This is a genomic window from Bacillus cereus group sp. MYBKT111-2 (genome assembly GCF_051915205.1).
Taxonomy (GTDB): domain Bacteria; phylum Bacillota; class Bacilli; order Bacillales; family Bacillaceae_G; genus Bacillus_A; species Bacillus_A paranthracis.
Genome location: NZ_JBQAEG010000002.1, coordinates 423,976 through 450,096 on the forward strand (window position 1 = coordinate 423,976; position 26,121 = coordinate 450,096).

Genomic DNA, 26,121 nt, shown 5'->3' on the forward strand with positions numbered 1-26,121 from the left:
TCTTTCTACTCTACAATTTCTTTTAACTGCCAATATGCATCTTCTAGCCAAGGGTGCAAAACTTTCAACGTGTCTTTTCTATCCCACAAATATGAAATATATGCAAAAGCCGCATGTTCTAAAGATTTTTCTAACTCCTTTTTTACTTCTACTAAGTATGGTGGTGTCCCATTTTGATCCCATTCTATTTTATCAGCAACAAATAACACTAAATCCATCTTCGTTGCATGTTTACGCAGTGTGGTATGGCAACAAATTGCATCTAAAGTCTCTTCATCATGCACTTTAAATATCTCTTTTGCGATTACTCTCGAAAGTTTTTGATGAATAATCATTGGGAATTTTCGTTCTTCTTCTAATATCTCTATTCCAAATTCTTCAGCAACTACAATCCGTACTTCATTTGGAAAAATTGCACTAATATCATGTAAATATCCCGCAATCGCTGCTTTTTCTTCATCTTCATAAAACATTTTTGCAATTTTCCTCGCCTCATTTGCTACACGAATTGAATGTTTATATGTAGGCTTCTGATTATATTTTAATAAAAAATCTTTAATATCATTTTCTATTTTTCCAGTTGGAGAAAATGAATATATCTCCTTATATAACATAGTAAATCCTCCTTAAAACTAACTTTCAATATAATATATAATCTTAATATCCTTGTGTTTTGTATTCGTTATAAATGTTTTAATCCCTTTTTTAATACGTTACATGAAATTTTATACAGAATCATCGCTACAAGTACATAAATGTTTGATATTATAGTAATGTTAATGATTTGTAAGGAAAGGAACTACATAATGAATAAAAATATATTAATTATTGATGACGATAAAGAAATTGTTGAATTACTTGCTGTTTATTTGCGAAATGAAGGCTATAACATTTATAAAGCATATGATGGCGATGAAGCATTACAAATGATTTCTACATATGAAGTTGACCTTATGATTTTGGATATTATGATGCCAAAACGAAATGGATTGGAAGTTTGCCAAGAAGTTCGTGAAAATAATACTGTACCTATTCTTATGCTGAGTGCAAAAGCAGAAGATATGGATAAAATATTAGGACTTATGACAGGCGCTGATGATTATATGATTAAACCATTTAATCCATTAGAATTAGTAGCTAGAGTGAAAGCTTTGCTACGACGATCATCTTTCCAAAATGCCACTTCCCAAAAGAATGAAGATGGTATGATTCGCATTCGTTCTGCTGAAATACACAAACATAATCATACCGTTAAAGTAAATGGCGAATATATTAAGCTTACATCTATTGAATTTGATATTTTATATTTACTTGCGAGTAATACAGGAAGAGTATTTAGTTCTGAAGAAATATTTGAACGTGTTTGGAATGAAGATGGTTATGGTTCAAATAAAACTGTAATGGTCCACATTAGTAATTTACGAGATAAGCTTGAAACAGGAATGAATGGAGAAAAATTTATTCATACTGTTTGGGGAGTAGGCTATAAAATTGAGAAATGAAGCATTTGATATATTAAAAGATATCCCGAAATGGAAACTTATTTTTTGGCTCTTATTAGCTATCACACTCACTCCTATTACTGAATTAATTATATATCGCCTCGTTACGAGTGTAATTGAGAGTTCGCTTACGTTAAGCGAACTTGGCAAAGAATTCATTAGAATTTTTGGTTATGAAAAATATAAAGGAATAAAAGAATCTCTATGGATGATGATTGTCTCTTATTTATTTTTATTTTCTATTTTCTCATCCTACCTATACATTTTTTATCGTCATGAAAGAAAGCTTTACTATGAAACTTGTATTAAAAAAATGATAGAAGAGATTCGCTATATTGCAAATGGAAACTTCAATCATAAAGTTTCTATCGTAAACCATAATTATCTAGAAGAGTTAGCAAGCGGGGTTAATCAAATTGTTGAACAATTGAAAGTCTCGATTGATGAAGAAAGACAGGCAGAACAAGCAAAAAGCGAACTGATTACAAATGTATCGCATGATTTACGTACTCCTCTTACCTCTATAGTTGGATACGTGAACTTAATCCACCATGATAATTATAGAGATGAAGTGGAATTACGTCATTATATACAAGTCATTTATGATAAAGTAACCCGTCTTAATGCATTAATGAATGATCTGTTTGAATATACACGTGTTCAAAATAAAGAATTAAGTTTATATTCTGTCCCTATTGATATTGTAGAACTTCTTGGACAATTAACAGTTCAATTTCGAATACAGCTTCAAGAGGCTAATATTGATTGTCGCCCCTTTTTCCCATCAAAGAAGCTAATGGTATTAGCTGATGGGGACAAATTAGTACGCGTATTTGAAAATCTAATTATTAATGCTATCGCTTACGGTAACGATGGTGATTATATTGATATTACTGCTTATGAAAGTAATAATATGATCGCAATCGATATAACCAATTATGGCCAACCTATTCCAAGTACCGATTTACCTCATATTTTTGAACGTTTTTATCGCGTTGAGAAATCGCGCTCTACAAACACTGGTGGATCTGGACTCGGATTGGCAATTGCAAAAAGTATTGTAGAGTTGCATAAAGGAACAATTGAAGTGTATAGTGATGACAAAAAAACAACATTCACTGTAAAACTACAACCTTATAAATGTTAATACAGCTTAATTTTTGGTCCAATTTCTTACGATATAAGAAATTGGACCTTTTATTTTCCAGTAACATCCAAAGTTTAATAATCCTTTATAATTCTTTAGAAATTCTTTACCTTTTCTTTCTTCCTAATTAAGCATTCCTTTTTACAATATTATTATCGACGTCATAATAGGAGGATCGCTTATGCAATTCTTAAAAAAATTCGCTATTTTATTATTATCTTTTTTTATTACCGCACTTATCGTTTTATATTTTTACCTTTATGTAAATGGCCCAATTATTCAAGCTAAATCAGCTATTTTAATAAATGCTCATTCTGGTGAAGTTGTTTATAAAAAAAATGAAGAAACTCCTATACAATCAGCTACTTTATCTAAATTAATGACTGAATATATCACACTGGAACAACTAAATGAAGGAACTATACAGTTAGATGAAGTAGTAAAAATAAGTAACGAAGTTTTCCGAGCAGAAACGAGTCCTATACAAGTAACTTCGAAAGATAAAACGACGGTTCGTGATTTACTTCATACACTGTTATTGACAGGAAATAATCGTTCCGCACTTGCTCTTGCAGAACATATCGCTGGAAACGAAGATAAATTCACACAGTTAATGAATGAAAAAGCAAAACACCTAAAGTTATCACAATCATCTCCGTTTCTAAACGCTACTGGAATGAATAACGATACAAATAAACTTTCAACTACAACAGCAATTGAAGTTGCTAAACTAGCAACACAATTAGTAACAGACTTTCCAGATGTACTGAACGTTACAAAACTAACCTCTTACCAGTTCACCTTCAAAGATACGAAAGTTTTCAACACCAATAAAATGATATATTCCCTTAATAAAAACATTAAACACCAAGGTGTTGATGGCTTACAAACTAGTTTTTCAACTAATGGTAATTATAGTTTTGTCAGTACAGCAAAACGAGGAGATACTAGACTTATTTCAGTAATATTAGACGCCGAAAATGAAAACAGCACTTTTATTGAAACAAAAAAGTTACTTCAGTACGGCTTTGATCCTTCTTCATACTCTGCACTCCAAGCTTTTAAAGATGCTGTTACATCTTGGGCAGTTTTGCTTCAGTTTAAAAATTTGATCATACAAACATTGTTAATTTTCTTCATTATAACAATTTTAATGTTCTTACATATACGTCAGAAAAAATCCGAGGATTTCAACTAGGAAATCTTCTTATATATAAAGAGCGGCTTGCATTTACAATGCAAGCCGTTTTCTAAATTTATAGTCCTCTCCCAATTAAATTTGCTGAAACAGGCTGCAACTTCTTTCCTTGAAATACTTTTGAATACATTTTAAAATCATCAACTTGTACATATTCCTCTATACATTTAACCATGAACGATCACTTTTCTCCGATAAAGTTCTTCTTCAATTTGGTTAAGTATTTCATCTACAGATAAAGCTCCATCCAAAACAATATCTGAATTTGGCTTTACAGTATGAAGCGCCTCCAAATAGGCTTTTCTAGCATATGTTATATAATGCTTTAAATCATTATGTATTTCACTCATTGCATCTTCTTTAAAATCTCGCAAAATTCTTCTAGCCATCGCAATATCTAAAGGTGTATCGATAAATATGGTTACATCAATGAATTGTCGCATTTCACTATTTAAGTATGCAAAAGGATAATCTACAATAATATATTCTACATTACTATCTCGTATAAGATGCTGAATATCCTTAATTAATGGTGTGAGTACCCATTCATTATAATTTGCTCCATCATCAATCCATTTACAAATATCTGCAGGACAGTTATCGAAGTGATAACTATCAAAATATAGCGCTTTTGAATTTATTAACTTATGAGTTAATCTTTCTGTAACAGTAGTTTTACCTCCTCCTGAAACAGCTGCAATTGAAATTACTTTCGTTTTTTTATTCATAAATTCCCACCATACCCCTTTTAATCGACATAACATAATTATAAACAACTATTGTTTTTTATCGCCCCATTCATATTCTAACATACTCATTTCCCATAAATTCCAATATGTCTCCCCTACTTTTTTCGACTCTCTTAATAAGCCTTCTTTTACAAATCCTATTTTTTCGTAACATGAAATAGCCGATGTATTAAAATCATAAACACCAAGAGTTACTCTATGTAGTTTTAATTCTTCAAATGCAACTTGTAGTACTGCCTTCATCATATGTTTCCCTATAGAACGTCCTCTCATTTTTGTATCACCAACTAGTACTTTTCCAATTCTTGCAGATCTATTTATATTATCAATTTGTCCAAGTGAAATATGACCAATTACTTCTTTGCTATCTTCATCTATTACTTTGAATGCAAGTGTATTTTCACTTTCTATATATTTTTCTAATTGTTCTTCATTTAAGGGATATGTAAATGCATTTCCTGACCACTGTATTAAAAATTCCTCGGAATCAATCCAGTTTATTAATTGTTTGAAATTGAATCGTTTAAAAGGTTCTAATGTAATCAACTTCATTCTCCTTTCATACACCATTCTATATATCCTCAAACTTATTTCTATATATAGAATATATTCTCCTTGTATACGAAATGAAAATAAAGCCATTCATAAGAATGGCTTTACAAAAAACATAGCCCAATTATGCCATGTTTCTTATGTTAACAATGGTTCAATCGCTTCAATTTTACAAACTGAAATAATTACTGTAACTACGCCAGCACTATTAGCAAGCTTTACAACATCACAAGTAACTGAAGAAACAGTTCCTGCATAATTATTACTTCCTGTTGTAATACGCACTGATCTGTTTACTAACTTTCTCAGCTCATCTCTAATTCCTTGTACACAGCAACAGTCACATGCCTTATTTTGCTCTTCATGTTCTTTTTTACACTCTTCAAAAACATCCCAACAATCATCCTGTTTGCCTGAACACTGTTTACATGAACACTTTTTTCTAGAATTACTATAACGAGATCCCAAAATCTCACCCCCTAGTCATTTCTATTAATATAGTATGTCCACTAGCTTCAAAGTGTATGAGGCAAAAACATAGAAAAGAAAAAACAAACTTTTGTACTAAATCTTTTTATTTTAATTAAAAACTAATCCATTACCGTTTCTACCTTTAATTTAAACCCTTCCTTTATGTACAATTCCCAAAAAAATCTCTTTAGTAATTGTATTTAAAAATTTTAAACTGGCCTCCAATAATTTGACGCCAGTATGTATCTATAGAAAATATGAGTTAAAGCTATTTTTTTAGAAAGATCTATCAAATTACTATTTAAATCTACTTCAAAACTTTCTTTCTATTACCAAAAAATATTCTATCTATTTGTTGTAATTTTTCCGCATTTACCGTTTCAAAAGTTATCCTATTTACATTTACTATTATTAATAAGTAGCATAGGAGGTGTAAATAGAATGTCTTGTATTGTTACAGGTTTAACACAGCCTCTTTGTTTAACGCTTGTTTATAATGTTTCATCGGGTATACTAATATCTTCTACTGTTGATTGTGGAAGTTGTACTCTAGAAACGGAATTCGATTATACTAGTAAGAATCTAGTTATTAGAGTGCCATTTACTGGTGAAGGTACTCTTATATTCAATGACAAATTCCAGGCAAGTTGCGTTACAACGAATTTAACTCAACCTTAGTCCAAGTAATTTTTCAGAGGAAATAGAAGTATAACTTCTACTTCCTCTCTCACCCTCCTAAATTAATAAACAAAACCTAAACTTTTTTTCCATATTAAATTTACAATTTAAAACATGTTGTACAATATTTTTTATTTCTACACTTTAACCTAATTTATTAACTCTTCCCCAAAATCGCCCCCCCTACATTTCATTTCCTATTAATAGAAAAGGAGGTTAAAATACAATGCCTTGTGTTTTACCAGGATTAACTCAGCCAGTTTGCTTAACCATTGTTTACAATATTTTATCTGGCACACTAATATCTTCTTCGATCAATTGCGGCGAATGTGAACAGGAAATTGGATTTGATTATATGAGTAAGAACCTAACAATTAAAATGCCATTCACCGTTGAAGGCTCAATTACATTTAATGATAAGTTTTTAGCTAGTTGCATTACAACGAACATAACTCAACCTTAATTAGATTTATAAATTTTTAAGAGAAGTGGAATTCCCTTTATATTAGTCATTTTAGACATACAAAATACTTAAAAAGTTAGATATATAAACTGTCTCATTGTTTAACTTCCATCTTCCGTTTCCTCACTTTTCTACCTTAATATTTCCACTCTTCTTTTTATCTTCTACTCTTCACTTATATTAGTAAATACAAAAATGAGCTCTAATTAAATAGAGCTCATTCCGAGTTTTATAATTTACTAGACTGCAACCCCTGAATAAACGGAACTACCTCAGGATTCACAAGTGATGATAAATCACCTAATTCTTTCCCTAAATAAGCGGCTTTAATAACACGTCGCATTACTTTAGAATTACGCGTTTTCGGTAAATCTTCTACAACGTGAATATCTTTTGGACATAATGCTTTTCCAATATGAGAGTTTACTAAACTCATTAATTCTTTCTTTAATTCTCCTGTAAATGTTACATTATCTCTTAATACTACAAAACAATGACAAACTTCACCTTTTACATCATCTGGTACACCAATCGCGGCAGCTTCTATGACATCATTATGCTTCACAAGAATAGATTCATATTCAGCAGGTCCAATGCGTTTTCCAGCAATGTTTAGCGTATCATCTGAGCGTCCTGTAATAATATATTGTTCACCATCATAAACAACCCAGTCACCATGAACCCACTTATTTTCAAAACGTGACCAATATGTGTTCACATAACGCTCATCATCTTCCCAGAAACTTTTCGTCATACCAACCCAAGGTTTCTCTAAACATAATTCTCCAACTTCATCACGAATTGGATTACCTTGATCATCGAGCACAACCGCCGCCATCCCTGGTAAAGAAGCATTAAAGCTAATCGGTGCAATTGGTTTAATAAGGACGTTCCCGAAAATCCCACCTGAAATTTCAGTTCCGCCTGAATAGTTACAAATTGGCACATTACTTTTTCCAACCGTTTCAAATAGCCACATCCAAGGATCTGGATTCCAAGGCTCGCCTGTTGAGGCAAATACTTCTAAACTCTTAAGCGAATGTTTATTTACATACTCATCACCTTTTGCCATTAACGCACGAATTAATGTTGGTGATATACCGAGATGTGTAATTTCATATTTATCAACTGTCTCCCATAAACGATCTGCTTCTGGGAAGTCCGGAACACCTTCATACATAACCATCGTTGCTCCATTAATGAGAGAGCCAAATAGTAAAAATGGTCCCATCATCCAGCCCATATCAGTTACCCATAATACACGGTCGCCTTGTTTTATATTCATCCCAAACCCTGCATCAAATGCTGCTTTCAAAGGGAAACCAGCATGAGTGTGTACGGTCCCTTTCGGTTTTCCAGTTGTACCTGATGTATAAATGAGCATTAACGGATCGTCACTATGCATTTCTTCAGCATGTACAAATGGCTTTTCTTTTTCTAACGTACTCCATGAGAAATCATAATTATGTGGTGTAAAATCATTTCCTGCATGGCGAACAATAACAACTTTTTCAACAGTTGGGCAATTTTCACAAGCTTTATCTACTTCATCTTTTAATGAAACAACTTTACCTCGGCGTGAAAAACCATCTGCAGTAATAATCATTTTAGATCCTGCCGCTTGCACACGTGTCATGACTGCATCAGACGCAAATCCTGAGAATATTGGTGAAATAATTGCTCCGATCTTCATAACCGCTAGCATCGCAACAACTGTTTCTGGAATCATCGGCATATAAATTGTGACACGGTCACCTTTTTCAATACCTGCATGTTTCAAACCGTTTGCAACGCGACTTACCCAGCTATCAAGCTCTTCATATGTAAATGATTTTGAAGTTCCATTTTCCCCTTCATACTGAAGTGCTGGTTGTGTTCTTGTTTCATCGCCTGCAAGCCAGCGTGATAAAACCGATTCTACAACGTTACATGTTCCGCCATTATACCACTGTGCAAACGGCGTACCATTTTGCAGGTCTAACACTTCTGTATAAGGTTTCATCCATTGATAGCCAACTGCTTTCTCAGCTTCTCCCCAAAACCAAGCTGTTTCTTCGATTGACTTTTTATAAAACGTTTCATAATCTTCATAGCCCAATGATTTCATCCAACCATATAAACGCGTTTTTTCTTTATACTCTTCTGTTGGAAACCAAACTGCTTGTTTCAATGTTTTCCCCTCCTTGACTTTTTGAGCAAGAAAGCCCTAAATAGGGCTTTTAAACTGGATAAACCGGATGTTTACGATCCGTAAATACTTGATATTTACTCATATACATTTCGAATCGTCCTTTTAACTCTTCTCTTAAATTGTTTGGATGAACAATACCATCAATGACCATCTCTGATGCTAAATGGTAAATATCAATATCCTTCTTATACTCTTCGCGTTTTTCAGCAATGAAGCTATCACGCTCTTCTTCTGGTAAAGCTGCAATCTTATTTGCATATACAGCATTGACCGCGGCTTCTGGACCCATTACCGCAATAGAAGCTGTCGGTAATGCTAGGCAGCAATCTGGCTCAAAGGCTGGACCTGCCATCGCATATAAACCAGCACCATATGCTTTACGAACAACGATAGAAATTTTCGGTACAGTTGCTTCACTCATTGCGGAAATCATTTTTGCACCGTGACGAATAATACCAGCACGTTCTACTTTTGTACCAATCATAAATCCAGGTACATCTGCAAGGAACAATAACGGAATATGATATGCATCGCATAAATTAATAAACTTCGCTGCTTTATCAGCTGAATCGTGGAATAATACGCCGCCTTTCATTCGCGGTTGATTTGCAATAATACCTACTGGCTTACCATCAATACGTGCTAAACCTGTAATGAGTTCTTGAGCAAATAATTTTTTCACTTCATAGAAAGAACCTTCATCAATAACTCTATTAATAAGATCTTTCATATTGAAAGGAGCATTTTGATTTTCTGGAATGATTTGTTCTAACGTTTTATCGAATTGTTTCGGTTCTTGAGGTGTAAGCAATGGAGTCTTTTCTAAGTAGTTGTTTGGAAAATATGAAATGTATTGTCTTGCTTGTGTAATCGCATCTTCTTCTGTCTTACATAAAACATCTCCGCATCCTGATACAGAGCAATGCATACGAGCTCCGCCCATCTCTTCTAAAGTTACCTTCTCACCGATAACCATCTCAGCCATACGAGGAGATCCTAAATACATAGATGCATTTCCCTCTACCATCATTACAACGTCACAAAAGGCTGGAATATAAGCACCACCAGCTGCAGAAGGTCCAAATAATAAGCATACTTGCGGGACTTTACCTGATAATTTTACTTGATTATAGAAGATTCTTCCTGCCCCGCGGCGCCCTGGGAACATTTCAACTTGATCCGTAATACGCGCCCCAGCAGAGTCAACTAAATAAAATAACGGAACACGTAATTTTTCTGCCGTTTCTTGAATACGTAAAATCTTTTCAACTGTACGTGCGCCCCATGAACCAGCCTTTACCGTAGAATCATTTGCCATTACGCATGCAGTACGACCATGTATTTTACCCGTTGCAGTTATAACACCATCAGCAGGTAATCCTGTTTGTTCACAATTTGCAAATAATGCATCTTCTACATATTCACCATTATCAAATAAAAGAGCTAAGCGATCTCGAACGAATAGTTTACCTTTCGCTTTGTTTTGTTCATGATATTTTGGTGCGCCGCCTTGTTTAATCGTTTCAACTCGTTCTTCAAATGTATTCGATTGTTGTTTTTGGTCTAACATATTTACTCCCCCTTATACATTGGTGTGCGTTTTTCCTTGAATGCCTGTAATCCTTCTAATCTATCTTTCGTATGGATTACACCTTCATACGCTTGTTTTTCCATTTGTAATCCGGTATGTAAATCAACTTGAATACCGTTGGAAATTGCTTCTTTCGCTAATCGAACAGCAATCGGACCATTACTAGCAATTTTCTCTGCTATTTCAATCGCTTTCTCTTCAAGTAAATGAGGTGGTACAACAAATTCTACTAGACCATATTCTTTCGCTTCTTGTGCTGAAATACGTCTACCTGTATAAATTAATTCTTTCGCTCTACCAACGCCAATTAATCTTGGCAAACGCTGCGTACCACCTGCTCCTGGTATAATTGCAAGTGTAGTTTCAGTAAGACCAAGACTTGCAGATTCAGCCGCAATTCTAAAATCACAAGCTAAACTTAATTCCGTACCACCACCAAGTGCGATTCCATTTATAGCAGCAATAACTGGCTGTGGTAATTGTTCAACCATTTCCATAGTAGTGCGAATCATACTAACAGCATGACGAACTTGTTCTTCATTCATGCCAGCACGTTCTTTTAAATCAGCACCAGCACAAAACGCTTTTTCACCAGCACCTGTTAGAATAACTACACGAGTATTTGACTCTTCATTTATTTGAGTTAAAATGTTTTGTAACTCTTCTAATAAAGCTAAAGATAATGAGTTGGCTTGTCTTTCACGATCTAAGGAAATCTTTACAACGTGCGGTGTTACATAATCAACTGAAATGTTTTGTAATTGTAGCATCTTCTCACCTACTTATCGTTTTATGTTGAAGCGCTCTATACACATGACTCGGTAATTGGATATTTAATTTACTCTGAATAAATTGACTCGCTCTCAATAACTTCTCTTCATCAATATTCGTTTGGACCCCTAACTTATGGAGCATATGAACTAAGTCATCAGTTGCAACATTGCCTGATGCTCCTGGTGCATATGGACAGCCGCCAAGACCACCACAAGAACTATCGAATGTTGTAATACCATATTCTAAAGACTTTACTACATTCGCAAGAGCCATTCCGTACGTATTATGGAAGTGCATTGCAAACTGCGAAGCATCATATTTCTTTAATAAATGCTCTAATACTCGCTCTACTTGTAGTGGATTTGCTACTCCGATTGTGTCACCAAGAGACACTTCATAAATGCCGTATGAAAATAGTTGATCACATAATTCGTCAACTGCTATGACGCTTATATCCCCTTCATAAGGACATCCAAATACAGTAGAAACATAGCCTCTTACTTTTTTCCCTTCGAATAATGCCTGTTTTGTTATATCTTCAATTACAACTAATGCTTCTTTAATTGATTTATTAATATTACTTTTATTATGAGATTCACTTGCTGATAAAAAAACATTCACCTCATCTACATTTTGCAAAAAAGCTCGTTCCAAACCATTTTGATTTGGAACAAGCGCTGCATATGTAACATTTGGGTCCCTTTTCAGCTCTGAAAACACATCATTTGCATCTGCTAATGCAGGGACCCATTTAGGGTGAACGAATGAGGAAACTTCAACGTACGATAATCCCGCCTCTGTAAGTAGTTGGATCCATTTTACTTTATCTTTTGTGCCAACAATCTTTTTTTCATTTTGTAAGCCATCACGTGGCCCGACTTCTTTAATGACAGCAAAATTAGGTAGTTTCAATTCGCTTCCCCCTATATCTCCCTATTCAATTTCTAGTAATACATCTCCTTCATTTACAAAATCGCCTTCTTGCACATTAATTTTCATAACTGTGCCAGCTTCTTCTGAAACGATTGGAATTTCCATTTTCATAGATTCCAAAATGACGACATCTTGCTCTTCCTCTACTGTATCTCCTACTCCTACAACAATCTTCCATACATTTCCTGCCATCGATGCATATACTTTCGTCATCATTTTTTCCCCCTTAGTATTTTTAAATCTTATTTTTTAACAAGTTGTTTCGTTACAAAACTTGTTGTATAAATGCCCTCTTTAAACACTTCGTCCTCTAATACTTGAAGTAGCATTGGCGTGTTCGTTTTAATACCTTCTACTTTTAGTTCTTCTAATGCATCATGTAATTTAGAAATTGCTTCTTCACGCGTTTCACCATGAGCAATGACTTTCGCAATCATTGGATCATAGAAAGGTGTAATCGTTACTTGATTCTCCAAAAAGTGATCAATACGTACATTTGTCGGAAGCGTTAAATCTGTAATTTTCCCAGGTGATGGGAAGAAAGTTTTCGGATCTTCTGCATAAATACGTGCCTCGATGGCATGACCACTACGTTTTATATCATCTTGTGTAAACAATAATTTTTCACCACATGCAATTAGAAGTTGTTGTTCTACAAGATCTAAACCAGTAATTTCTTCTGTCACTGGATGCTCTACTTGTAATCTCGTATTCATCTCTAAGAAATAGAAGTTCTTCTGATCATCTACTAGAAATTCAACTGTACCAGCATTTGTGTATCCTAGAGCTTTGGCAGCTTGTACAGCAACTTCACCCATCGCTTTTCGTGTACCTTCATCTAAAAATGGTGAAGGTGCTTCTTCAATTACTTTTTGATTTCTGCGCTGTACTGAACATTCACGCTCCCATAAATACACTGTGTTACCATGTGTATCTGCTAAAAGCTGAATTTCAATATGATGCGCGTCTGCAATATAGCGCTCTAAATACATTTCTCCGTTACCGAAGAAGTTTTGTGCTCTCGTTTTGTTGCTTTCAAATGCTTTGGTGAGCGTTTGCTCAGTTTCCATCAACTGCATTCCAATGCCTCCGCCGCCTGCGGATGCCTTCAACATTAATGGGTAACCAATTTGTTTAGCAATTTCAATTGCTTCTTCAGCAGTTTCAATATTTGTAGTAATACCCGGAACTACTGGCACATCTGCAGCTTGCATCGCAATACGTGATTCGATTTTACTTCCCATCTTCGTAATGATTTCTTCTGATGGACCGATAAATACGATTCCTTCTTCTTTACAACGAACCGGAAAAGATGGATTCTCAGATAATAATCCATACCCCGGATGGATTGCTTCAGCATTTGTCTTCTTCGCTATTTCAATTATTTTCTCAAGGTTTAAATAGCTTTCTTGGACACGTGGCCCACCTACTAAGTAAGCTTCATTTGCCATTTTTACATGCAAGGCATTTTCATCTGCCTCAGAATAAATAGCAACAGTGCGAATGCCAAGTTTTTGACAAGTTTTCATAATACGAACTGCAATTTCCCCGCGATTAGCAATTAATATTTTTTGAAACATAGTGATTCCTCCTTTTTATCTACATCCTAAATGTCTAGCAATTACGAGACGTTGAATTTCAGAAGTTCCTTCACCAATTTCTAATAGTTTTGCATCACGAATATGTCGTTCTACTTCATATTCACGCATATAGCCATATCCGCCGTGAATTTGTACTGCTTGATTTGCAATACGGCTTGCTGCTTCAGATGCGAAAAGTTTTGCCATAGCCGCTTCTTTACCGAACGGTTTATCGTTATCTTTTAACCAAGCTGCTTTATGTACTAAATTACGCGCTAGCTCTACTTCAGTCGCCATATCAGCTAATTTAAATTGAATCGCTTGGAAATTAGAAATTGACTTTCCAAATTGTTGACGTTCTTTCGCATATTGCAATGCACGTTCAAATGCAGATTGCGCAATACCAACAGCTAATGCTGCGATTGAAATACGTCCTCCATCAAGTGTATATAAGAATTGTTTAAATCCTTTATTTACATCACCAAGAATATTTTCTTTCGGTACACGTACACCATCAAGTACGATTTCACAAGTATTAGAAGCACGTACGCCCATCTTATCGTAAGGGCTTGAAATCGTTAACCCTTCACTAGTAGTCGGTACGATAAATGCAGAAATACGTTTTCTACCATTCTCTTCAACACCGTTGACAGCGGTTACAATAATTGTATTTGCATACTCTGCATTTGTAATCCAACACTTCTCACCACTAATAACATACTCGTCTCCGTCTAATATAGCTTTCGTTTGTGTGCCACCTGCATCAGATCCAGCATTTGGCTCAGTTAGTCCGAAAGCACCTAACGTTTTGCCTGATGCCATTGGAACTAAATATTTCTGTTTTTGTTCTTCTGTACCGAAATAATAAATTGGAGAAGCACCTAATGAAATTGTTGCAGCGTAACTTAATCCTGTTCCACCACAAGCACGACCAATTTCTTCAACTGCTAACGCGTACGATACTGTATCGCCACCTGAACCTCCATACTCTTCTGGGAATGGGATGCCTAATAATCCTAGTTCGCCCATTTTTTGAAATGTTTCATATGGAAACTCTGCAGTTTTGTCATAATACACAGCTTTCGGTGCGATTTCCTTTTCAGCAAAGTCACGTACCATTTCTTTAATCATTTGTTTTTCGCGAGTTAGAGTAAATTCCATTCCGCTACACACCCCTTATCGAATATTGAGTTTCGACAGCGTGCGAGTTTCTACTACAAACATTACGAATGAAAAGACAAGAACATTAGTTAGATAATTGTTATAATTCTGTCATAATTTAATTTTAAAACAGATTCTGTACTAATGCACAAAAAAATTCCTACATTGTTCTACAACAACATAGGAGTTTCCTTGTCGAATTATGTAATTTTATGTTTAATAATCTCTACCTTTACCTGAATCTGAAATCTCTACTAAAGCTTCAGGATATGGTTCGAAATATGTTTGTCTTAATAAATACTTTTCATCAAATCGAAGAGCCCATGATTTTAAAATTGCAAGTAAGCTACTAAGCGGAATTTTCTTTTCTATATACTTTTGTATTAAATTTAAAAAATGATCTTTTTCTTGTTTTTTCAGCTTTGTTTTAAAGTATCCAAAAATATGCTCACATACATTTACATTTGATGTATAGCGGGGTGTGCGCATAAATAATTCATATAAAGTCTTCTCATAGTTTTCAAATACAACTTCGATCGTTTCATTTTTTTGATTTGCAATAATACGCCCTAATTCCTTTTGTTTCACCTGATTATATGCCATAAATAAATATTTATTATCCGACTGAAACGATACAAGATCTTTCATATTTTTATTATGTTTAATCATCTTGTAATATGCGATTGTAAATAGCCTTGTAAAGAAATGCTCTCTAATAATAAAATTCGACAATCTGCCTTCCTCTTCAATAGGAAGATGCGAAAATTTTTTTATTACTGCTCCGCCAAATAAGCCTGGTCCCTTTCCTTTTGCTGGCGCTTTTTCAAAACTAGAATAAATTTTCACATCACGCGTACCACAACTTGGCGAACGATTTTTTAAAATAAAACCATCCACATCCGATAACGTTTGTAAAAAGTCATTTGAAAACTGCTCCATTTTTTCAGTTACATCTTCTCGTGTCGACGGTTGCACAAGTCTATTCTCACCATTTTCTTCTACAATTCGTATCGTTTCACGAGGAGTCCCTAATCCAATCTCGACTTCTGGACAAACAGGTATAAATGTAACAAATGGCTGCAAATTTCGTATTGTTACATCCGGAATCATCTCTCCATTATAACGACAAGCATCAAACTCTAAACATTTACTTACAACGATTGTAGGTTTTGCAAATTGTCGCATTTCATTACCTCCTTAATGCTAGTCCGTATAATATAAATTGTACTAATATTAACATTTTAAGCAAAGTTTGATGCATTTAATTTTATGATAAATATATAGCCAATAATATATTAGCAATCATTCAACTCTATTTTCTATAAATGTGTCCTTTATAATGACGGTTTAGAAACTGTGAAACGAATAATACACACATGCTCTGGAGAAATTAATATGTAAGAAAGGAGGGAGCGTTATGAAGAAAAAATTATCATCTATTTTAAGTGTTTTAGCACTATCTATTATGTTTTTAGGTACATCTGCCCATGCTGAATACGATGGAACTAATATGAATAGAGTTAATAACACTGACATTTCAACTCGAGTGAATGACAATAACTTAGACAGAGTTAATAATGATGTAAGAACTCGAAATGTAAATACAACAAATGATTTAAATGATAATCGTGATAGAAATAATAATTGGGCTTGGCTCGGTTTATTAGGACTAGCAGGATTATTAGGTCTTAGAAGAAGAGACAAAGAAGTACGTTAATTTAGAATGTTTTTAGTAAACAAGTACTTATTTATCAAAAATATAACAAATATAAATCGCCTTTTTAAAGGCGATTTATTATTTTACTTAAATGTAACATATGTAATTCATACTTCGACGATTAATTTCGTGGCGTTAATCCGTACAATATAAACTGAATCGTATTTTCAATTTCAGTTTCATCATCCCATTTTTCTTCAGGCAATAATAAAAACCGTGTTAATAATAAACCTAATACAGCTGATAAAGTAAGTCGTAAAACAGAAGATGGGGGCATTTCAATAATCTCCCCTTCTACTTGAAACTTTGCAATTAACTTTTTAAAATGACAAAGCAACTCTGTTTCTACTAGTTGTTGTATCTCATTTTTCAGTTCTGGCTGAAATGGCACTTCTTGAATTAATATTTTTATCATTGGAAAATGCTTTTTTGCAAATTCAAATCTATTATGAATAATAACTCTTAGAAGCCCTTCATACGATTCATACTCCGATTTAAATATTTCCTTTGCGAAGGCTTGTACGAAAAATGGTGCAGCAAACTTCGTTAATGTCGGCATGACGACCGCTAACAATAAATCTTTTTTTGTTTTATAGTAGCGGAAGATTGTTCCTTCCGCTACACCAGCCCGCTTTGCAATTTCACTTGTTGAAGTTGAAGCGTATCCTTTTTCGCCAAACATATCAACAGCCGCCTCTAATATACGCATTTGACGCTCATTTCGTTTATCCGTATTAGTTGCAGCAATTAATTCTTCTAGCCAATCCTTCTGCATGTATAAAGCTCCTTTTTATCATTATTATATTTTGCGATGTTTCTTTAAAGCAAATACATTTCCTACTGCAAATAATAGAGAAAAAAGTAGTAATACAGTTAAATCTAATGCAATCTCTGTAAACCCTTGATTTCGAATCATCACTTGCCTCATTGCGTCAGCGCCATATGTGAGTGGAAATAACTTCCCTAACATTTGAAGCCACTTATTCATCGATTCAATTGGAAACAAACCAGAAAAGAAAATTTGTGGCACAATGACAAGCGGTATAAACTGGATCATTTGAAATTCATTATTTGCGTATGCCGATAAAAACGTCCCTAAAGTTAATGCCGTTAAAGAAAGCATACATGTAATAAGTAGCGTTAGCCATATGGAGCCAGCTACATACAAGTCTAAAATGTAAACTGAAAAACTTACGATAATAATGGATTGTATAAATGCAAAGATCCCAAAACCAATAATATATCCTACAACTATTTCCCATCTTTTAATTGGAGTCGATAATAACCTTTCTAAAGTACCACTTAAACGTTCTCTTACGAAAGACACCCCTGATAAAATGAATACAAAGAAAAATGTAAAGAAACCGATTAATACAGGACCAAGCCCATCAAACATTGTAAAGTCTTTAGAGCCATGTAAATAATTCACTTCATGTTTCATAATCGATACATCGTTCTTCTCTGTACTTTTTTGTAATATTTGAAGTACAGCACGATTTTTTGACGAATCGCTACCTTCTAATACAATATTCATTTTTCCATTTTCTAAACGAATGACTGCATCTACCTTTTGATTTTCCAGCTCAGACATTGCCTTTTCTGTATTATATTCATAAATTGACGCTTCTTGATTTTTCATCACTTTTACTAACTGAGCGGGCATATCAACAACAGCAATATGCGGTACATAGTCCTTTTGTGTAAACACTAGCGACAATAACCAAAGTAATAACATGGGTGCTCCAAACATCATCGCTAACGAACGTTTATCCCGAAAAAATTGGCGAATAATACGAATAATTATACCGGTAACTCTCATGATGGAGTCACCTCTTCCAACAAAAAGACATCTTCAATTCTTCCTGATGATACCCGCTTTTTCAATTCTTCAGGTGTTCCAATCGCCACTAGCTTTCCTTCTCTAATCAACCCCAGGCGCTCACAAAACTCAGCTTCGTCCATAATGTGCGTCGTTACAATAATGGTTGTGCCTTTCTTTTTCAAAGCATAAAATTTTTCCCAGATCGTTTTTCTAAGAAGCGGATCTATCCCCACTGTTGGTTCATCTAAAATTAATATTTCAGGTTCATGAAGAAGGGCTATTGCTAATGATAAACGCTTCTTCATCCCGCCTGAAAAATGCTGCACTTGCTTTTTCATATGTTGTGATAATTGTACAAGGTCAAAAACTTCTTCAATTCTTTCTTTTTTATGCTTTCCCTTTAATCCGTACATCGTTGCCATAAAATCTGCATTTTCATATGCTGATAGTTCTTCGTATAATGCATCAGCTTGAGCCATATAACCAATTCTTTTCATTTCATTTAAATTAGGCATGTTCGTGTTGTAAACAAGCACTTCACCTTCCGTTGCTTCGTTAATACCTGCAATCAATTTAATAAGAGTCGTTTTCCCAGAACCTGAAGGCCCAACTAAACCAAATATCTCTGCTTTTTCAACTTGTAATGAAAGATTGTGTAAAACTTCTTTTTTCCCAAAACTTTTTGATACAGTCCGTAAAATAATGGCAGGCTGCTTCACGTATTCTTCCCCCTTCTCTAAAATGAGTGAGTACTCACTTTTATTTTACTCTTGCGTAATTATATGTCAAACTTCATTGATTAGTATGGTTTTCCGTCAATAATATTAAACAATGAAACAGAGTCGACATTAGAATATCCTTTCTTAAAGTCGACTCTGTTTCATTTAAATTATATAATTTGCTTTACGTTTTTAAATTCATATATTTCCTAATTCTAGCAACATCTAAAGAATATTCGATAACTAATTGCTGTAACGGTAATATAACTGTGTCGGGATATAAATGTGCATATTGTAATGTTTCTGCATATTTTTCTAATCTTTTTTCTAAATACTTTATAATTTGATCAGGATGAGTTACTAATAAACATTTACAATAATAATGTATTTGTTCCTCAATCGCCGTATACTCTTCAATTTCGTATTCTTTATGCATGTGTACACCCCTTTAAGTTTTTTACATGAATTACTTATCACACTTTTCACTCGACAAATTTTAAGTTTTTTGATTATTTACACTATAACAAACACTGAGGGTCAAATTTTGTTACTTTATGTAACGTAGAAAATTTTTAACAAAATTGTAATGTTTACTCCTGCAAAATACAGAAAGCCCCTTTACTCATTTTTGTATAAAAAAAATCGTACAGCTTAATTTAGCTGCACGACTACAATTTCTGGCCTATTCAAAATCCTTTGCGGAATGATACTATTACCTAATCCTCTACTCACTACCATTGATGTATTTTGTTCTACATATAAACCCGCTGTATATTTAGGTAAAACACCTTGATTTGGCGCAACTAATCCTCCGATAAATGGCAATCTAACTTGCCCTCCATGAGCATGTCCCGATAAAACCAAATCCAACCTCTCATTCGTATATTCCTTTATAAATTCAGGCCGATGGGATAATAATACATTATATTTATCTGGCTGCATTTCAATTTTCGCTTTTTTAATTTCATCTATTATAATATTTCCTTCATCACGGTTTCCAGTTACAAACTCCGGATCATCAATACCTAGCAAATTTATTTCTTGCTCCCCCTTTCGAATGCCTACATGTTCATTCCTTAAAACATTGACATCATATTTCTTCAACTCTTTTTCTAAACGGTTATACTTTCCAGACCATTGTTCATGGTTTCCTGTCACAAAATATACAGGATACTCCTTTACAATTTCTCGTATTAATTGCATACTAACTTCTGCATCGTATGATTTACTGTCAATTAAATCACCCGTAATCGCAATAATATCTGGGTCTATGCTTTCAATTTTTTGAATTAATACACCTTGCTTATTGCCAAATTGTTTATTGTGTAAGTCTGAAATTTGTAGAATTTTATACCCTTTAAAAGAGGAGGGTATTTTACTAGAGGTTATTTTAACCTCAGTTATACCTATTAAATTGTTCTGTAAATATAAAAAAGTAATAAAAGCTACTAATATGCCAATAAACAATATGATTCTATTAATATTTCTCTTCATATTCTCTCCTTTTATTTTTATAAAACACTTATTTTATGTTAACAGAATTATATGATACATTTTTGATTTTTATTGAATATAGTACAGTACATGAAATTTCACATCGGATACGTCATATATATTTATTTTACCTTTATCCTCTTAATAATAAAAATACAAAAACGATTCTTTTCATACGAAAAAGAATCGTTTTCTAATTTTATACATCCAATAACATATGGTAAAAAACTGAAATAACTAAGAGATTATTATTTAATAGCATCAATTACAACTTCAGCCGCCTCTTTAATTAGTTGATTATCATAGGTAGCCTCTTTCTCATCTTTACTAGATAAAATTGCGATGATAATAGGTGATCTATTTGGTGGCCAAACGATAGCAATATCATTTCTTGTCCCGTAACTTCCAGCTCCTGATTTATCTGCAACTACCCAGTCAGTTGGCACGCCTGCACGAATAAGTTTGTCTCCTGTAGCATTCCCTTTCATCCAATCTGTAAGAATGTTACGCTTTTGATGTGGAAGCGCATTTCCGACCGTAAGCTCTTTAAGATTCGTAGCAATTGCTTTTGCTGTACTAGTATCACGAATGTCTCCTGGAATAGCTTCGTTTAACTCTGTTTCAAAGCGATCAGACATAGTAACCCGATCCCCCACCTTTCTAAGCGCTTTTTCATATCCTTTCGGTCCGCCTATTTTATGAAATAAAATGTTCCCTGCAGTATTATCACTGTAACGAACAGCAGCCTCCGCAATTTCTCCTAGTGTCATTCCAGTATCTACATGTTTCTCTGTAACTGGTGAATAATCCACTAAGTCCTCTTTCGTAAATTTGATAACTTCATTTAATGTATCAATTGAGTTTTGCTGTAGTAATACCCCTGCCGCTAAAGCCTTGTAAGTTGATGCGAAGGCAAACCTTTCGTTAGGTCGATAAGCGATTGTTTGATTTGTACCAGTATCAATCGCATATACACCTAATCGAGCATCAAATTTTTTCTCAAGTTGCGAGAACTCTTTATGCGTCGCCTGATTTTTATGTTTTATTTGCCCATTCTTTTCTTTCGCTTCAACTTGCAGTGATCCTCCTGTAAAAGCTTCTAGGCTTGTAAGACTTAAACCTAATATACCAACGCATATTCCTATTTTTAGCAGCCTCTTGTTTTTCAAAATCATCATTCCTTTCAAATTCTTAACACTTTTTTTACTTACATATAATAGACAATCTAAATAATAAAGTTGTTCCACATTTACAAAAAAAATAATTAACTATAAGATGAAGTAGGCTACAAAAGGGAGGATTTTATGTTACATACAAAAATAAAAAAATGGGGATTTTTTGCGGTTCTTTCTATTGTAGGTTTGATTTTACTAATTCTATTTAAAATCAACTTCATTTCAATTACTATCGCAACTTCTTCAGCCGAAAGAGGAAAAATCTTTGATCAAAATGGTGTAATACTAGCTACAAATAAGAAAATTAAGTCTCTATATTGTACTTCTAATGATGAAAAGCTATCGAAACAAGATACATCAAACACATTAGCCTTTTTCGATCAATTTTCAAGTAAGTTTCAACATGATATTTCTTCAGAGAGCATAAAATCTCAATTACAACAATCTTGTAAAAAACAGACTATGCATGATATACCGTTATACTCTGATATAGCTGAGAATGAACTTGCATTCATAAACAAAAACAAACCGAATAATGTAATAATTAAAGATGAATGGATTCGATATTATCCTAAACATGAAATTGGTTCACAGGTAATTGGGTATGTAGAAAATAACCTTAATTCAAAGCATATGCCGGTTGGAAAAAGTGGGATTGAGCTGCAATATGAAGATGATTTAAAAGGAAAACCGGGTAAAACTCTTATTTTTAAAATGAATAATAAAGAGTTCTTATGGAACATTCAAAAAGTACAAAAAGGTAAGGATATCAGGCTAGCTTTAGATTCTAAATTGCAACAAAAATCAGAGGAAGCATTACGATCGCAAATTAAGAAATTACCTAATGCTAAAGCTGGTTATGCTGTAGTGAGTGATGCAAAAACTGGCGCAATTTTAACTATGGCCAACTCAGCAGTTTTTGATCCAAATATATTACATACTCATGTATCAACTAAAATAGATAACTTAAAATCACTTTCGCAAAATAAAGCAATTCAAAAATTAAAGTATGGTGAATCTTATATAAATATGGCCTCTACTATAAAACCACTTACTATTTTAATTGGATTAAACGAAAAACTTTTTCAACCTGAAGATACTTATCTAGATAAAGGTACTTTTCAGTATGATAATCAGAATAACATTACAAATGCACCTGGAACGCCTACAGGTGAGATTACACCGAGGCAAGCTATCATTAATTCGTCTAACACATTTATGACAGCAAAAGTAGCTCTTCCATTATTTAACCAACATAATGGCAATGTAGAAAAAGTGGCACATATATGGACAGATTATTTAATGCAATTCGGCCTACGTTCTAAAACCGGGATTGATTTACCCTTTGAAGAAGACGGACACTATGAATTCCACCCTTCCAATAAGTTTGAAAATGGAATCTCCGCTTTATTAAATGCTTCGTGGGGCGGAAACGAAGTGCATACTCCGCTTCAACTCGCTCAATATGCAGCAACTTTAGCAAGTAAAGGTGATAAATATAAACCTCAAATCGTAAGTGCTATTATTGGGCCGGATGGTAAGGAAACAAAAAAGTTTAAACCAATTTTAGAAAGTTCAAATCGTTACCCGACGAACTTTTGGAGTGTTGTGCAAGGTGGAATGAGTCAAAATATAGAGGAGATTAAAAAGTTGCCCTTTGACGTCGCTGGTAAAACAGGTATTACAGGTTTTCCGAATGAGCAAGCAAGAATGATAAATCATTCTCTATTCATTGCATATGCTCCTACCGAAGATCCACAGATTGCCGTTTCTGTCGTTATTCCTGGAAGTAATTCAGAAAAAAACATTGCTGCTCTCGTTACATCAGAAATTTTACAGTCCTGGAATACTCTTCAAAAAGAGAATACAAACAAAAAGGAAGGTTCATTAAAGTGAACCTTCCTTTTTTACCAAATAGAATCTATACTTATTATTTTCCATTCACCTTCATTATTCTTTTCAAACATAAAAGAGTATTTAATGTCAGTTAAAACATACTCTTTTTGTACATATCCAGTATTACCGTTAATTGTCGATATTTTTATATATCCATCATTCTGCACTTTTTCTGGAATCCAAGCTTTTACCATTTCATTAGATACTTCATATAAAACTTGTGACTCTCGCTTTGGTTCAGCTAAAATTTTTGTTTTATTTCCAGTAACAGTTGCATATATAAAGTGTGCTTGCTTTTGTTGATTACTTTCTGTCAATCCACTTGGTACTTTGTATACTTGTTTTGTATCATTTACAAATTCTCCCCCCATCGTAAGAGCGACTTGCAACTCATGAAAAATATCTTCATCAAACTTCAGTTCATCCTTCTTATAACTCTTCCCTTTAAATAGAGCTTCATCATTTAACACTTTGTACAGCTCATTTTCATTTTTTGAGCTTGTACTTCGATATAGTTCATTCATAAATTGTTTTAATGATGGATCTTGAGCAGACTCATCTTTTGTTTTAGGCTTAATTTGAGTACTACTTTGTACCGGTGATTTATTATCATCAAGCCAAGGTTGTTGAACAATAAAAAATAAAAATGTACAAGCTAAAACCATTACAATTGGCAATGCTTTTTTACGAAATGGTCTTGTATGTTTCAGAGAATCTCCCTCATTACTTTGGTATATAGATTTCTTTATGTTATAAATATATTCTTCTTCATCTTTACGGTGTTCCATTGGGCCGTTTTTTAATTTACTATACCAGTCAGGATTTTTTTTACTTTTCATCACTACTACCCTCCCCTATTAATTTTGAAACCTTACTTCTTGCTCTACTTAATCTAGATTTTACAGTTCCAATGGATACTCCTAGTGTTTCAGCCATTTCTTCATAAGATAGTTCATATTTTGCGTCCAATATTATTATTTCACGGTGCTTTTTAGGTAGTTTTAATACAACTTTCCACACATCATTCATTTCTTCTTGCTTAAAAAACTCTTGTTCTGCCGACAGAGTTTGTTTATCGTCACTAAAAAATCCTACTAAAGATATTCTTTTAAAATAAGATGATTTCAAATAGTTTATTGCCGTATTTCTTGTGATTTTTAATATCCACGTTTTAATAGATGATTCCTTTCGAAATGAATTCCAATTTTTAAATACCTTTATAAATACATCTTGCGTAATATCATCTGATAAGTGTGGATCTTTCGTAATAATAAATGAATAATTCCATACATCTTGCCAATAGTCTTTTATAACATAGTCCAGCTCATCATGATTACACTTTTCAATAAACGTCTGTTCCATTTCCACACCTCAAACTTATTTGAATAAACATAAAACTACCCTCACTTTTATTATGGTTTCAATATATAGACAAGATACAAGTTTCATTTGTTCCATTTAGTTCGAGTTCTCCAATTGTATCTTTTTTAGATTTTTGATACAAAAAAGAACCCTTATACTAAGGGTTCTGCAACAGAAAATATGAAAAGCCCCCTGCGCAAGGGATTAGTTCATTCAAAAGCTTATTTAGAAGCATCATGTACAGGCAAACTACTAAAGATCAGTTCAGCAACTTTTACATATCCTTTTGAGTTTGGATGAATGAAATCCTTAGACCAAAGCGTATTGTCATTAACTAACTGATGATTCCAAAAGTCAATATGATGAAGCTGATGCTCTCTACTCAATGAAAGTATAACTTCATTTGCCTCTAATAATTGTTCTTTTAACACTTGTTTTTTTTCTGTAGAAAATGGAAGTCTGACTGTAAAATCTGGAAGGTTTGCTATCATAATATCAGCACCTGTTTCACTTAATGTATCTATCATACATTTCATATCTTCCTTATATGCATAATGATTCCAACGTCCTTTTAATACGTCGTTTGCACCTGCAATGAGGCTAACCAAATCTGGATTAAAAGTTAACGCCTTTTCCAATTGTTGCGAGCGAATTTCTTTCGTTACTAACCCACGCTTTGCAAAATTGGCATATTCTATATCGTTTACACACAGTTGAACAAAATGATCTACCCAGCTTTTTAATACTATACCCTCAACTTCATCCCCTATCCCCTCTGTAAAACTATCACCAATCGCTACAAATCGCTTCCACATATATATTCCCCCTTTATTATGAACCATATCTCTACTATACAATAGCTCGCAACGTAATTGTTATTTCTAAATGGTTTTCGATTTATCTGATAAATCAATAAATGTTAATATGATTATAGAAGATATTATCA

At 33.7% G+C, this 26,121-nt stretch carries 27 protein-coding genes and 1 pseudogene; 6 read left to right on the forward strand and 22 right to left on the reverse strand.

The features are described from left to right. Window positions 1–5: 5 nt before the first annotated feature. The gene (gene yqeK, locus ACTFNE_RS07465; protein WP_270706084.1) at window positions 6–614 is read right to left on the reverse strand and encodes a bis(5'-nucleosyl)-tetraphosphatase (symmetrical) YqeK; all 609 of its coding nucleotides are present in this window, start codon (window positions 612–614) and stop codon (window positions 6–8) included. 192 nt (window positions 615–806) lie between these two features. Here yqeK and ACTFNE_RS07470 point away from each other — a divergent pair, with 192 nt between their 5' ends. The 3 genes from ACTFNE_RS07470 (at window position 807) to ACTFNE_RS07480 (ending at window position 3,847) form a co-directional block, all read left to right on the forward strand. Beyond that, complete coding sequence (locus tag ACTFNE_RS07470) at window positions 807–1,502, forward strand: response regulator transcription factor (RefSeq protein WP_001038815.1); 696 nt, start codon at window positions 807–809, stop codon at window positions 1,500–1,502. Then, window positions 1,492–2,649, forward strand: a complete 1,158-nt coding sequence (locus tag ACTFNE_RS07475) for a sensor histidine kinase (RefSeq protein WP_001243301.1) — start codon at window positions 1,492–1,494, stop codon at window positions 2,647–2,649. The genes ACTFNE_RS07470 and ACTFNE_RS07475 overlap by 11 nt, the downstream gene beginning before the upstream one ends. A 181-nt stretch (window positions 2,650–2,830) precedes the next feature. Then, a complete protein-coding gene (locus ACTFNE_RS07480; protein WP_270706083.1) occupies window positions 2,831–3,847 on the forward strand; it encodes a D-alanyl-D-alanine carboxypeptidase family protein in 1,017 nt (338 codons plus the stop codon). An 88-nt stretch (window positions 3,848–3,935) separates the two neighbouring features. Here ACTFNE_RS07480 and ACTFNE_RS07485 read toward each other — a convergent pair. The 4 genes and pseudogenes from ACTFNE_RS07485 to exsK form a co-directional block, all read right to left on the reverse strand. Then, window positions 3,936–4,022: pseudogene (locus ACTFNE_RS07485) on the reverse strand (alpha/beta hydrolase); the annotation flags it as partial. After that, window positions 4,015–4,575 carry a hypothetical protein gene (locus ACTFNE_RS07490; protein ID WP_046197384.1) on the reverse strand — a complete coding sequence of 187 codons (561 nt, stop codon included), beginning with the start codon at window positions 4,573–4,575 and terminating at the stop codon, window positions 4,015–4,017. The pseudogene ACTFNE_RS07485 and the gene ACTFNE_RS07490, both read right to left, overlap by 8 nt. 48 nt (window positions 4,576–4,623) lie before the next feature. Further along, on the reverse strand, window positions 4,624–5,166 hold the full coding sequence (locus tag ACTFNE_RS07495) for a GNAT family N-acetyltransferase (RefSeq protein ID WP_046197385.1): 543 nt from the start codon (window positions 5,164–5,166) through the stop codon (window positions 4,624–4,626). Window positions 5,167–5,286: 120 nt separating this feature from the next. Continuing rightward, window positions 5,287–5,616, reverse strand: a complete 330-nt coding sequence (gene exsK, locus ACTFNE_RS07500; RefSeq protein WP_000535710.1) for an exosporium protein ExsK — start codon at window positions 5,614–5,616, stop codon at window positions 5,287–5,289. A 907-nt stretch (window positions 5,617–6,523) separates the two neighbouring features. Between exsK and ACTFNE_RS07505 the strand changes: the two genes are divergently transcribed. Further along, a complete protein-coding gene (locus tag ACTFNE_RS07505; protein ID WP_001112247.1) occupies window positions 6,524–6,760 on the forward strand; it encodes a hypothetical protein in 237 nt (78 codons plus the stop codon). A 229-nt stretch (window positions 6,761–6,989) separates the two neighbouring features. Here ACTFNE_RS07505 and ACTFNE_RS07510 read toward each other — a convergent pair whose 3' ends face one another. The 8 genes from ACTFNE_RS07510 to ACTFNE_RS07545 form a co-directional block, all read right to left on the reverse strand. Further along, window positions 6,990–8,930, reverse strand: coding sequence for an AMP-binding protein (locus tag ACTFNE_RS07510; protein ID WP_046197386.1), 1,941 nt, complete (start codon window positions 8,928–8,930; stop codon window positions 6,990–6,992). A gap of 49 nt (window positions 8,931–8,979) precedes the next feature. Next, a complete protein-coding gene (locus ACTFNE_RS07515; protein WP_046197387.1) occupies window positions 8,980–10,521 on the reverse strand; it encodes an acyl-CoA carboxylase subunit beta in 1,542 nt (513 codons plus the stop codon). A gap of 2 nt (window positions 10,522–10,523) precedes the next feature. Then, window positions 10,524–11,312 (reverse strand): enoyl-CoA hydratase, encoded by a 789-nt coding sequence (locus ACTFNE_RS07520; RefSeq protein WP_000939789.1) that lies wholly within the window; start codon window positions 11,310–11,312, stop codon window positions 10,524–10,526. A gap of 4 nt (window positions 11,313–11,316) precedes the next feature. After that, window positions 11,317–12,228, reverse strand: coding sequence for a hydroxymethylglutaryl-CoA lyase (mvaB, locus tag ACTFNE_RS07525; protein WP_000775434.1), 912 nt, complete (start codon window positions 12,226–12,228; stop codon window positions 11,317–11,319). A 21-nt stretch (window positions 12,229–12,249) separates the two neighbouring features. Further along, the gene (locus ACTFNE_RS07530; RefSeq protein ID WP_001985297.1) at window positions 12,250–12,465 is read right to left on the reverse strand and encodes an acetyl-CoA carboxylase biotin carboxyl carrier protein subunit; all 216 of its coding nucleotides are present in this window, start codon (window positions 12,463–12,465) and stop codon (window positions 12,250–12,252) included. 26 nt (window positions 12,466–12,491) lie between these two features. After that, window positions 12,492–13,829: an acetyl-CoA carboxylase biotin carboxylase subunit gene (locus ACTFNE_RS07535; protein WP_046197388.1), complete on the reverse strand. Its 1,338-nt coding sequence runs from the start codon at window positions 13,827–13,829 to the stop codon at window positions 12,492–12,494. Window positions 13,830–13,844: 15 nt separating this feature from the next. After that, window positions 13,845–14,990 (reverse strand): acyl-CoA dehydrogenase, encoded by a 1,146-nt coding sequence (locus ACTFNE_RS07540; protein WP_000397274.1) that lies wholly within the window; start codon window positions 14,988–14,990, stop codon window positions 13,845–13,847. 216 nt (window positions 14,991–15,206) lie between these two features. Further along, window positions 15,207–16,175 carry a YbgA family protein gene (locus ACTFNE_RS07545; protein WP_046197389.1) on the reverse strand — a complete coding sequence of 323 codons (969 nt, stop codon included), beginning with the start codon at window positions 16,173–16,175 and terminating at the stop codon, window positions 15,207–15,209. Between the two features lie 232 nt (window positions 16,176–16,407). Between ACTFNE_RS07545 and ACTFNE_RS07550 the strand changes: the two genes are divergently transcribed. Next, window positions 16,408–16,707, forward strand: coding sequence for a WGxxGxxG family protein (locus ACTFNE_RS07550; protein ID WP_000728146.1), 300 nt, complete (start codon window positions 16,408–16,410; stop codon window positions 16,705–16,707). Window positions 16,708–16,828: 121 nt separating this feature from the next. Here ACTFNE_RS07550 and ACTFNE_RS07555 read toward each other — a convergent pair whose 3' ends face one another. The 6 genes from ACTFNE_RS07555 to bla form a co-directional block, all read right to left on the reverse strand. After that, entirely contained in the window at window positions 16,829–17,482 is a 654-nt protein-coding gene (locus ACTFNE_RS07555; RefSeq protein WP_046197390.1) for a TetR/AcrR family transcriptional regulator, read from the reverse strand. A gap of 24 nt (window positions 17,483–17,506) precedes the next feature. After that, window positions 17,507–18,526, reverse strand: coding sequence for an ABC transporter permease (locus tag ACTFNE_RS07560; protein WP_046197391.1), 1,020 nt, complete (start codon window positions 18,524–18,526; stop codon window positions 17,507–17,509). Further along, the gene (locus ACTFNE_RS07565; protein WP_046197392.1) at window positions 18,523–19,248 is read right to left on the reverse strand and encodes an ABC transporter ATP-binding protein; all 726 of its coding nucleotides are present in this window, start codon (window positions 19,246–19,248) and stop codon (window positions 18,523–18,525) included. The genes ACTFNE_RS07560 and ACTFNE_RS07565 overlap by 4 nt, the downstream gene beginning before the upstream one ends. A 184-nt stretch (window positions 19,249–19,432) precedes the next feature. After that, window positions 19,433–19,684, reverse strand: a complete 252-nt coding sequence (locus ACTFNE_RS07570) for a hypothetical protein (RefSeq protein WP_000548624.1) — start codon at window positions 19,682–19,684, stop codon at window positions 19,433–19,435. Between the two features lie 215 nt (window positions 19,685–19,899). After that, complete coding sequence (locus ACTFNE_RS07575) at window positions 19,900–20,742, reverse strand: metallophosphoesterase (RefSeq protein ID WP_046197393.1); 843 nt, start codon at window positions 20,740–20,742, stop codon at window positions 19,900–19,902. A 248-nt stretch (window positions 20,743–20,990) separates the two neighbouring features. After that, window positions 20,991–21,917, reverse strand: coding sequence for a class A beta-lactamase Bla1 (gene bla / locus ACTFNE_RS07580; protein ID WP_052737305.1), 927 nt, complete (start codon window positions 21,915–21,917; stop codon window positions 20,991–20,993). Between the two features lie 129 nt (window positions 21,918–22,046). Between bla and ACTFNE_RS07585 the strand changes: the two genes are divergently transcribed. Then, a complete protein-coding gene (locus tag ACTFNE_RS07585) occupies window positions 22,047–23,813 on the forward strand; it encodes a peptidoglycan D,D-transpeptidase FtsI family protein (RefSeq protein ID WP_046197395.1) in 1,767 nt (588 codons plus the stop codon). An 11-nt stretch (window positions 23,814–23,824) separates the two neighbouring features. On the opposite strand, the gene ACTFNE_RS07590 is transcribed toward ACTFNE_RS07585, so the two are convergent. From ACTFNE_RS07590 to ACTFNE_RS07600, 3 genes are all read right to left on the reverse strand, one after another. Further along, complete coding sequence (locus ACTFNE_RS07590) at window positions 23,825–24,652, reverse strand: SH3 domain-containing protein (protein WP_046197396.1); 828 nt, start codon at window positions 24,650–24,652, stop codon at window positions 23,825–23,827. Then, on the reverse strand, window positions 24,642–25,175 hold the full coding sequence (locus tag ACTFNE_RS07595; RefSeq protein WP_046197397.1) for an RNA polymerase sigma factor: 534 nt from the start codon (window positions 25,173–25,175) through the stop codon (window positions 24,642–24,644). Before ACTFNE_RS07595 ends, ACTFNE_RS07590 begins: the two co-directional genes overlap by 11 nt. 221 nt (window positions 25,176–25,396) lie before the next feature. Next, entirely contained in the window at window positions 25,397–25,990 is a 594-nt protein-coding gene (locus tag ACTFNE_RS07600) for an SGNH/GDSL hydrolase family protein (RefSeq protein ID WP_270706082.1), read from the reverse strand. Window positions 25,991–26,121: the final 131 nt, after the last annotated feature.

Excerpts from the sequence above, each read along its gene's own strand:
- yqeK (WP_270706084.1), bottom strand. The coding sequence starts at position 614 with ATGTTATATAAGGAGATATATTCATTTTCTCCAACTGGAAAAATAGAA.
- ACTFNE_RS07470 (WP_001038815.1), top strand. The coding sequence starts at position 807 with ATGAATAAAAATATATTAATTATTGATGACGATAAAGAAATTGTTGAA.
- ACTFNE_RS07480 (WP_270706083.1), top strand. The coding sequence starts at position 2,831 with ATGCAATTCTTAAAAAAATTCGCTATTTTATTATTATCTTTTTTTATT.
- ACTFNE_RS07490 (WP_046197384.1), bottom strand. The coding sequence starts at position 4,575 with ATGAATAAAAAAACGAAAGTAATTTCAATTGCAGCTGTTTCAGGAGGA.
- ACTFNE_RS07495 (WP_046197385.1), bottom strand. The coding sequence starts at position 5,166 with ATGGTGTATGAAAGGAGAATGAAGTTGATTACATTAGAACCTTTTAAA.
- ACTFNE_RS07505 (WP_001112247.1), top strand. The coding sequence starts at position 6,524 with ATGCCTTGTGTTTTACCAGGATTAACTCAGCCAGTTTGCTTAACCATT.
- ACTFNE_RS07515 (WP_046197387.1), bottom strand. The coding sequence starts at position 10,521 with ATGTTAGACCAAAAACAACAATCGAATACATTTGAAGAACGAGTTGAA.
- ACTFNE_RS07520 (WP_000939789.1), bottom strand. The coding sequence starts at position 11,312 with ATGCTACAATTACAAAACATTTCAGTTGATTATGTAACACCGCACGTT.
- ACTFNE_RS07530 (WP_001985297.1), bottom strand. The coding sequence starts at position 12,465 with ATGATGACGAAAGTATATGCATCGATGGCAGGAAATGTATGGAAGATT.
- ACTFNE_RS07535 (WP_046197388.1), bottom strand. The coding sequence starts at position 13,829 with ATGTTTCAAAAAATATTAATTGCTAATCGCGGGGAAATTGCAGTTCGT.
- ACTFNE_RS07540 (WP_000397274.1), bottom strand. The coding sequence starts at position 14,990 with ATGGAATTTACTCTAACTCGCGAAAAACAAATGATTAAAGAAATGGTA.
- ACTFNE_RS07545 (WP_046197389.1), bottom strand. The coding sequence starts at position 16,175 with ATGCGACAATTTGCAAAACCTACAATCGTTGTAAGTAAATGTTTAGAG.
- ACTFNE_RS07550 (WP_000728146.1), top strand. The coding sequence starts at position 16,408 with ATGAAGAAAAAATTATCATCTATTTTAAGTGTTTTAGCACTATCTATT.
- ACTFNE_RS07555 (WP_046197390.1), bottom strand. The coding sequence starts at position 17,482 with ATGCAGAAGGATTGGCTAGAAGAATTAATTGCTGCAACTAATACGGAT.
- ACTFNE_RS07560 (WP_046197391.1), bottom strand. The coding sequence starts at position 18,526 with ATGAGAGTTACCGGTATAATTATTCGTATTATTCGCCAATTTTTTCGG.
- ACTFNE_RS07570 (WP_000548624.1), bottom strand. The coding sequence starts at position 19,684 with ATGCATAAAGAATACGAAATTGAAGAGTATACGGCGATTGAGGAACAA.
- ACTFNE_RS07575 (WP_046197393.1), bottom strand. The coding sequence starts at position 20,742 with ATGAAGAGAAATATTAATAGAATCATATTGTTTATTGGCATATTAGTA.
- bla (WP_052737305.1), bottom strand. The coding sequence starts at position 21,917 with ATGATTTTGAAAAACAAGAGGCTGCTAAAAATAGGAATATGCGTTGGT.
- ACTFNE_RS07585 (WP_046197395.1), top strand. The coding sequence starts at position 22,047 with ATGTTACATACAAAAATAAAAAAATGGGGATTTTTTGCGGTTCTTTCT.
- ACTFNE_RS07590 (WP_046197396.1), bottom strand. The coding sequence starts at position 24,652 with ATGAAAAGTAAAAAAAATCCTGACTGGTATAGTAAATTAAAAAACGGC.
- ACTFNE_RS07595 (WP_046197397.1), bottom strand. The coding sequence starts at position 25,175 with ATGGAACAGACGTTTATTGAAAAGTGTAATCATGATGAGCTGGACTAT.
- ACTFNE_RS07600 (WP_270706082.1), bottom strand. The coding sequence starts at position 25,990 with ATGTGGAAGCGATTTGTAGCGATTGGTGATAGTTTTACAGAGGGGATA.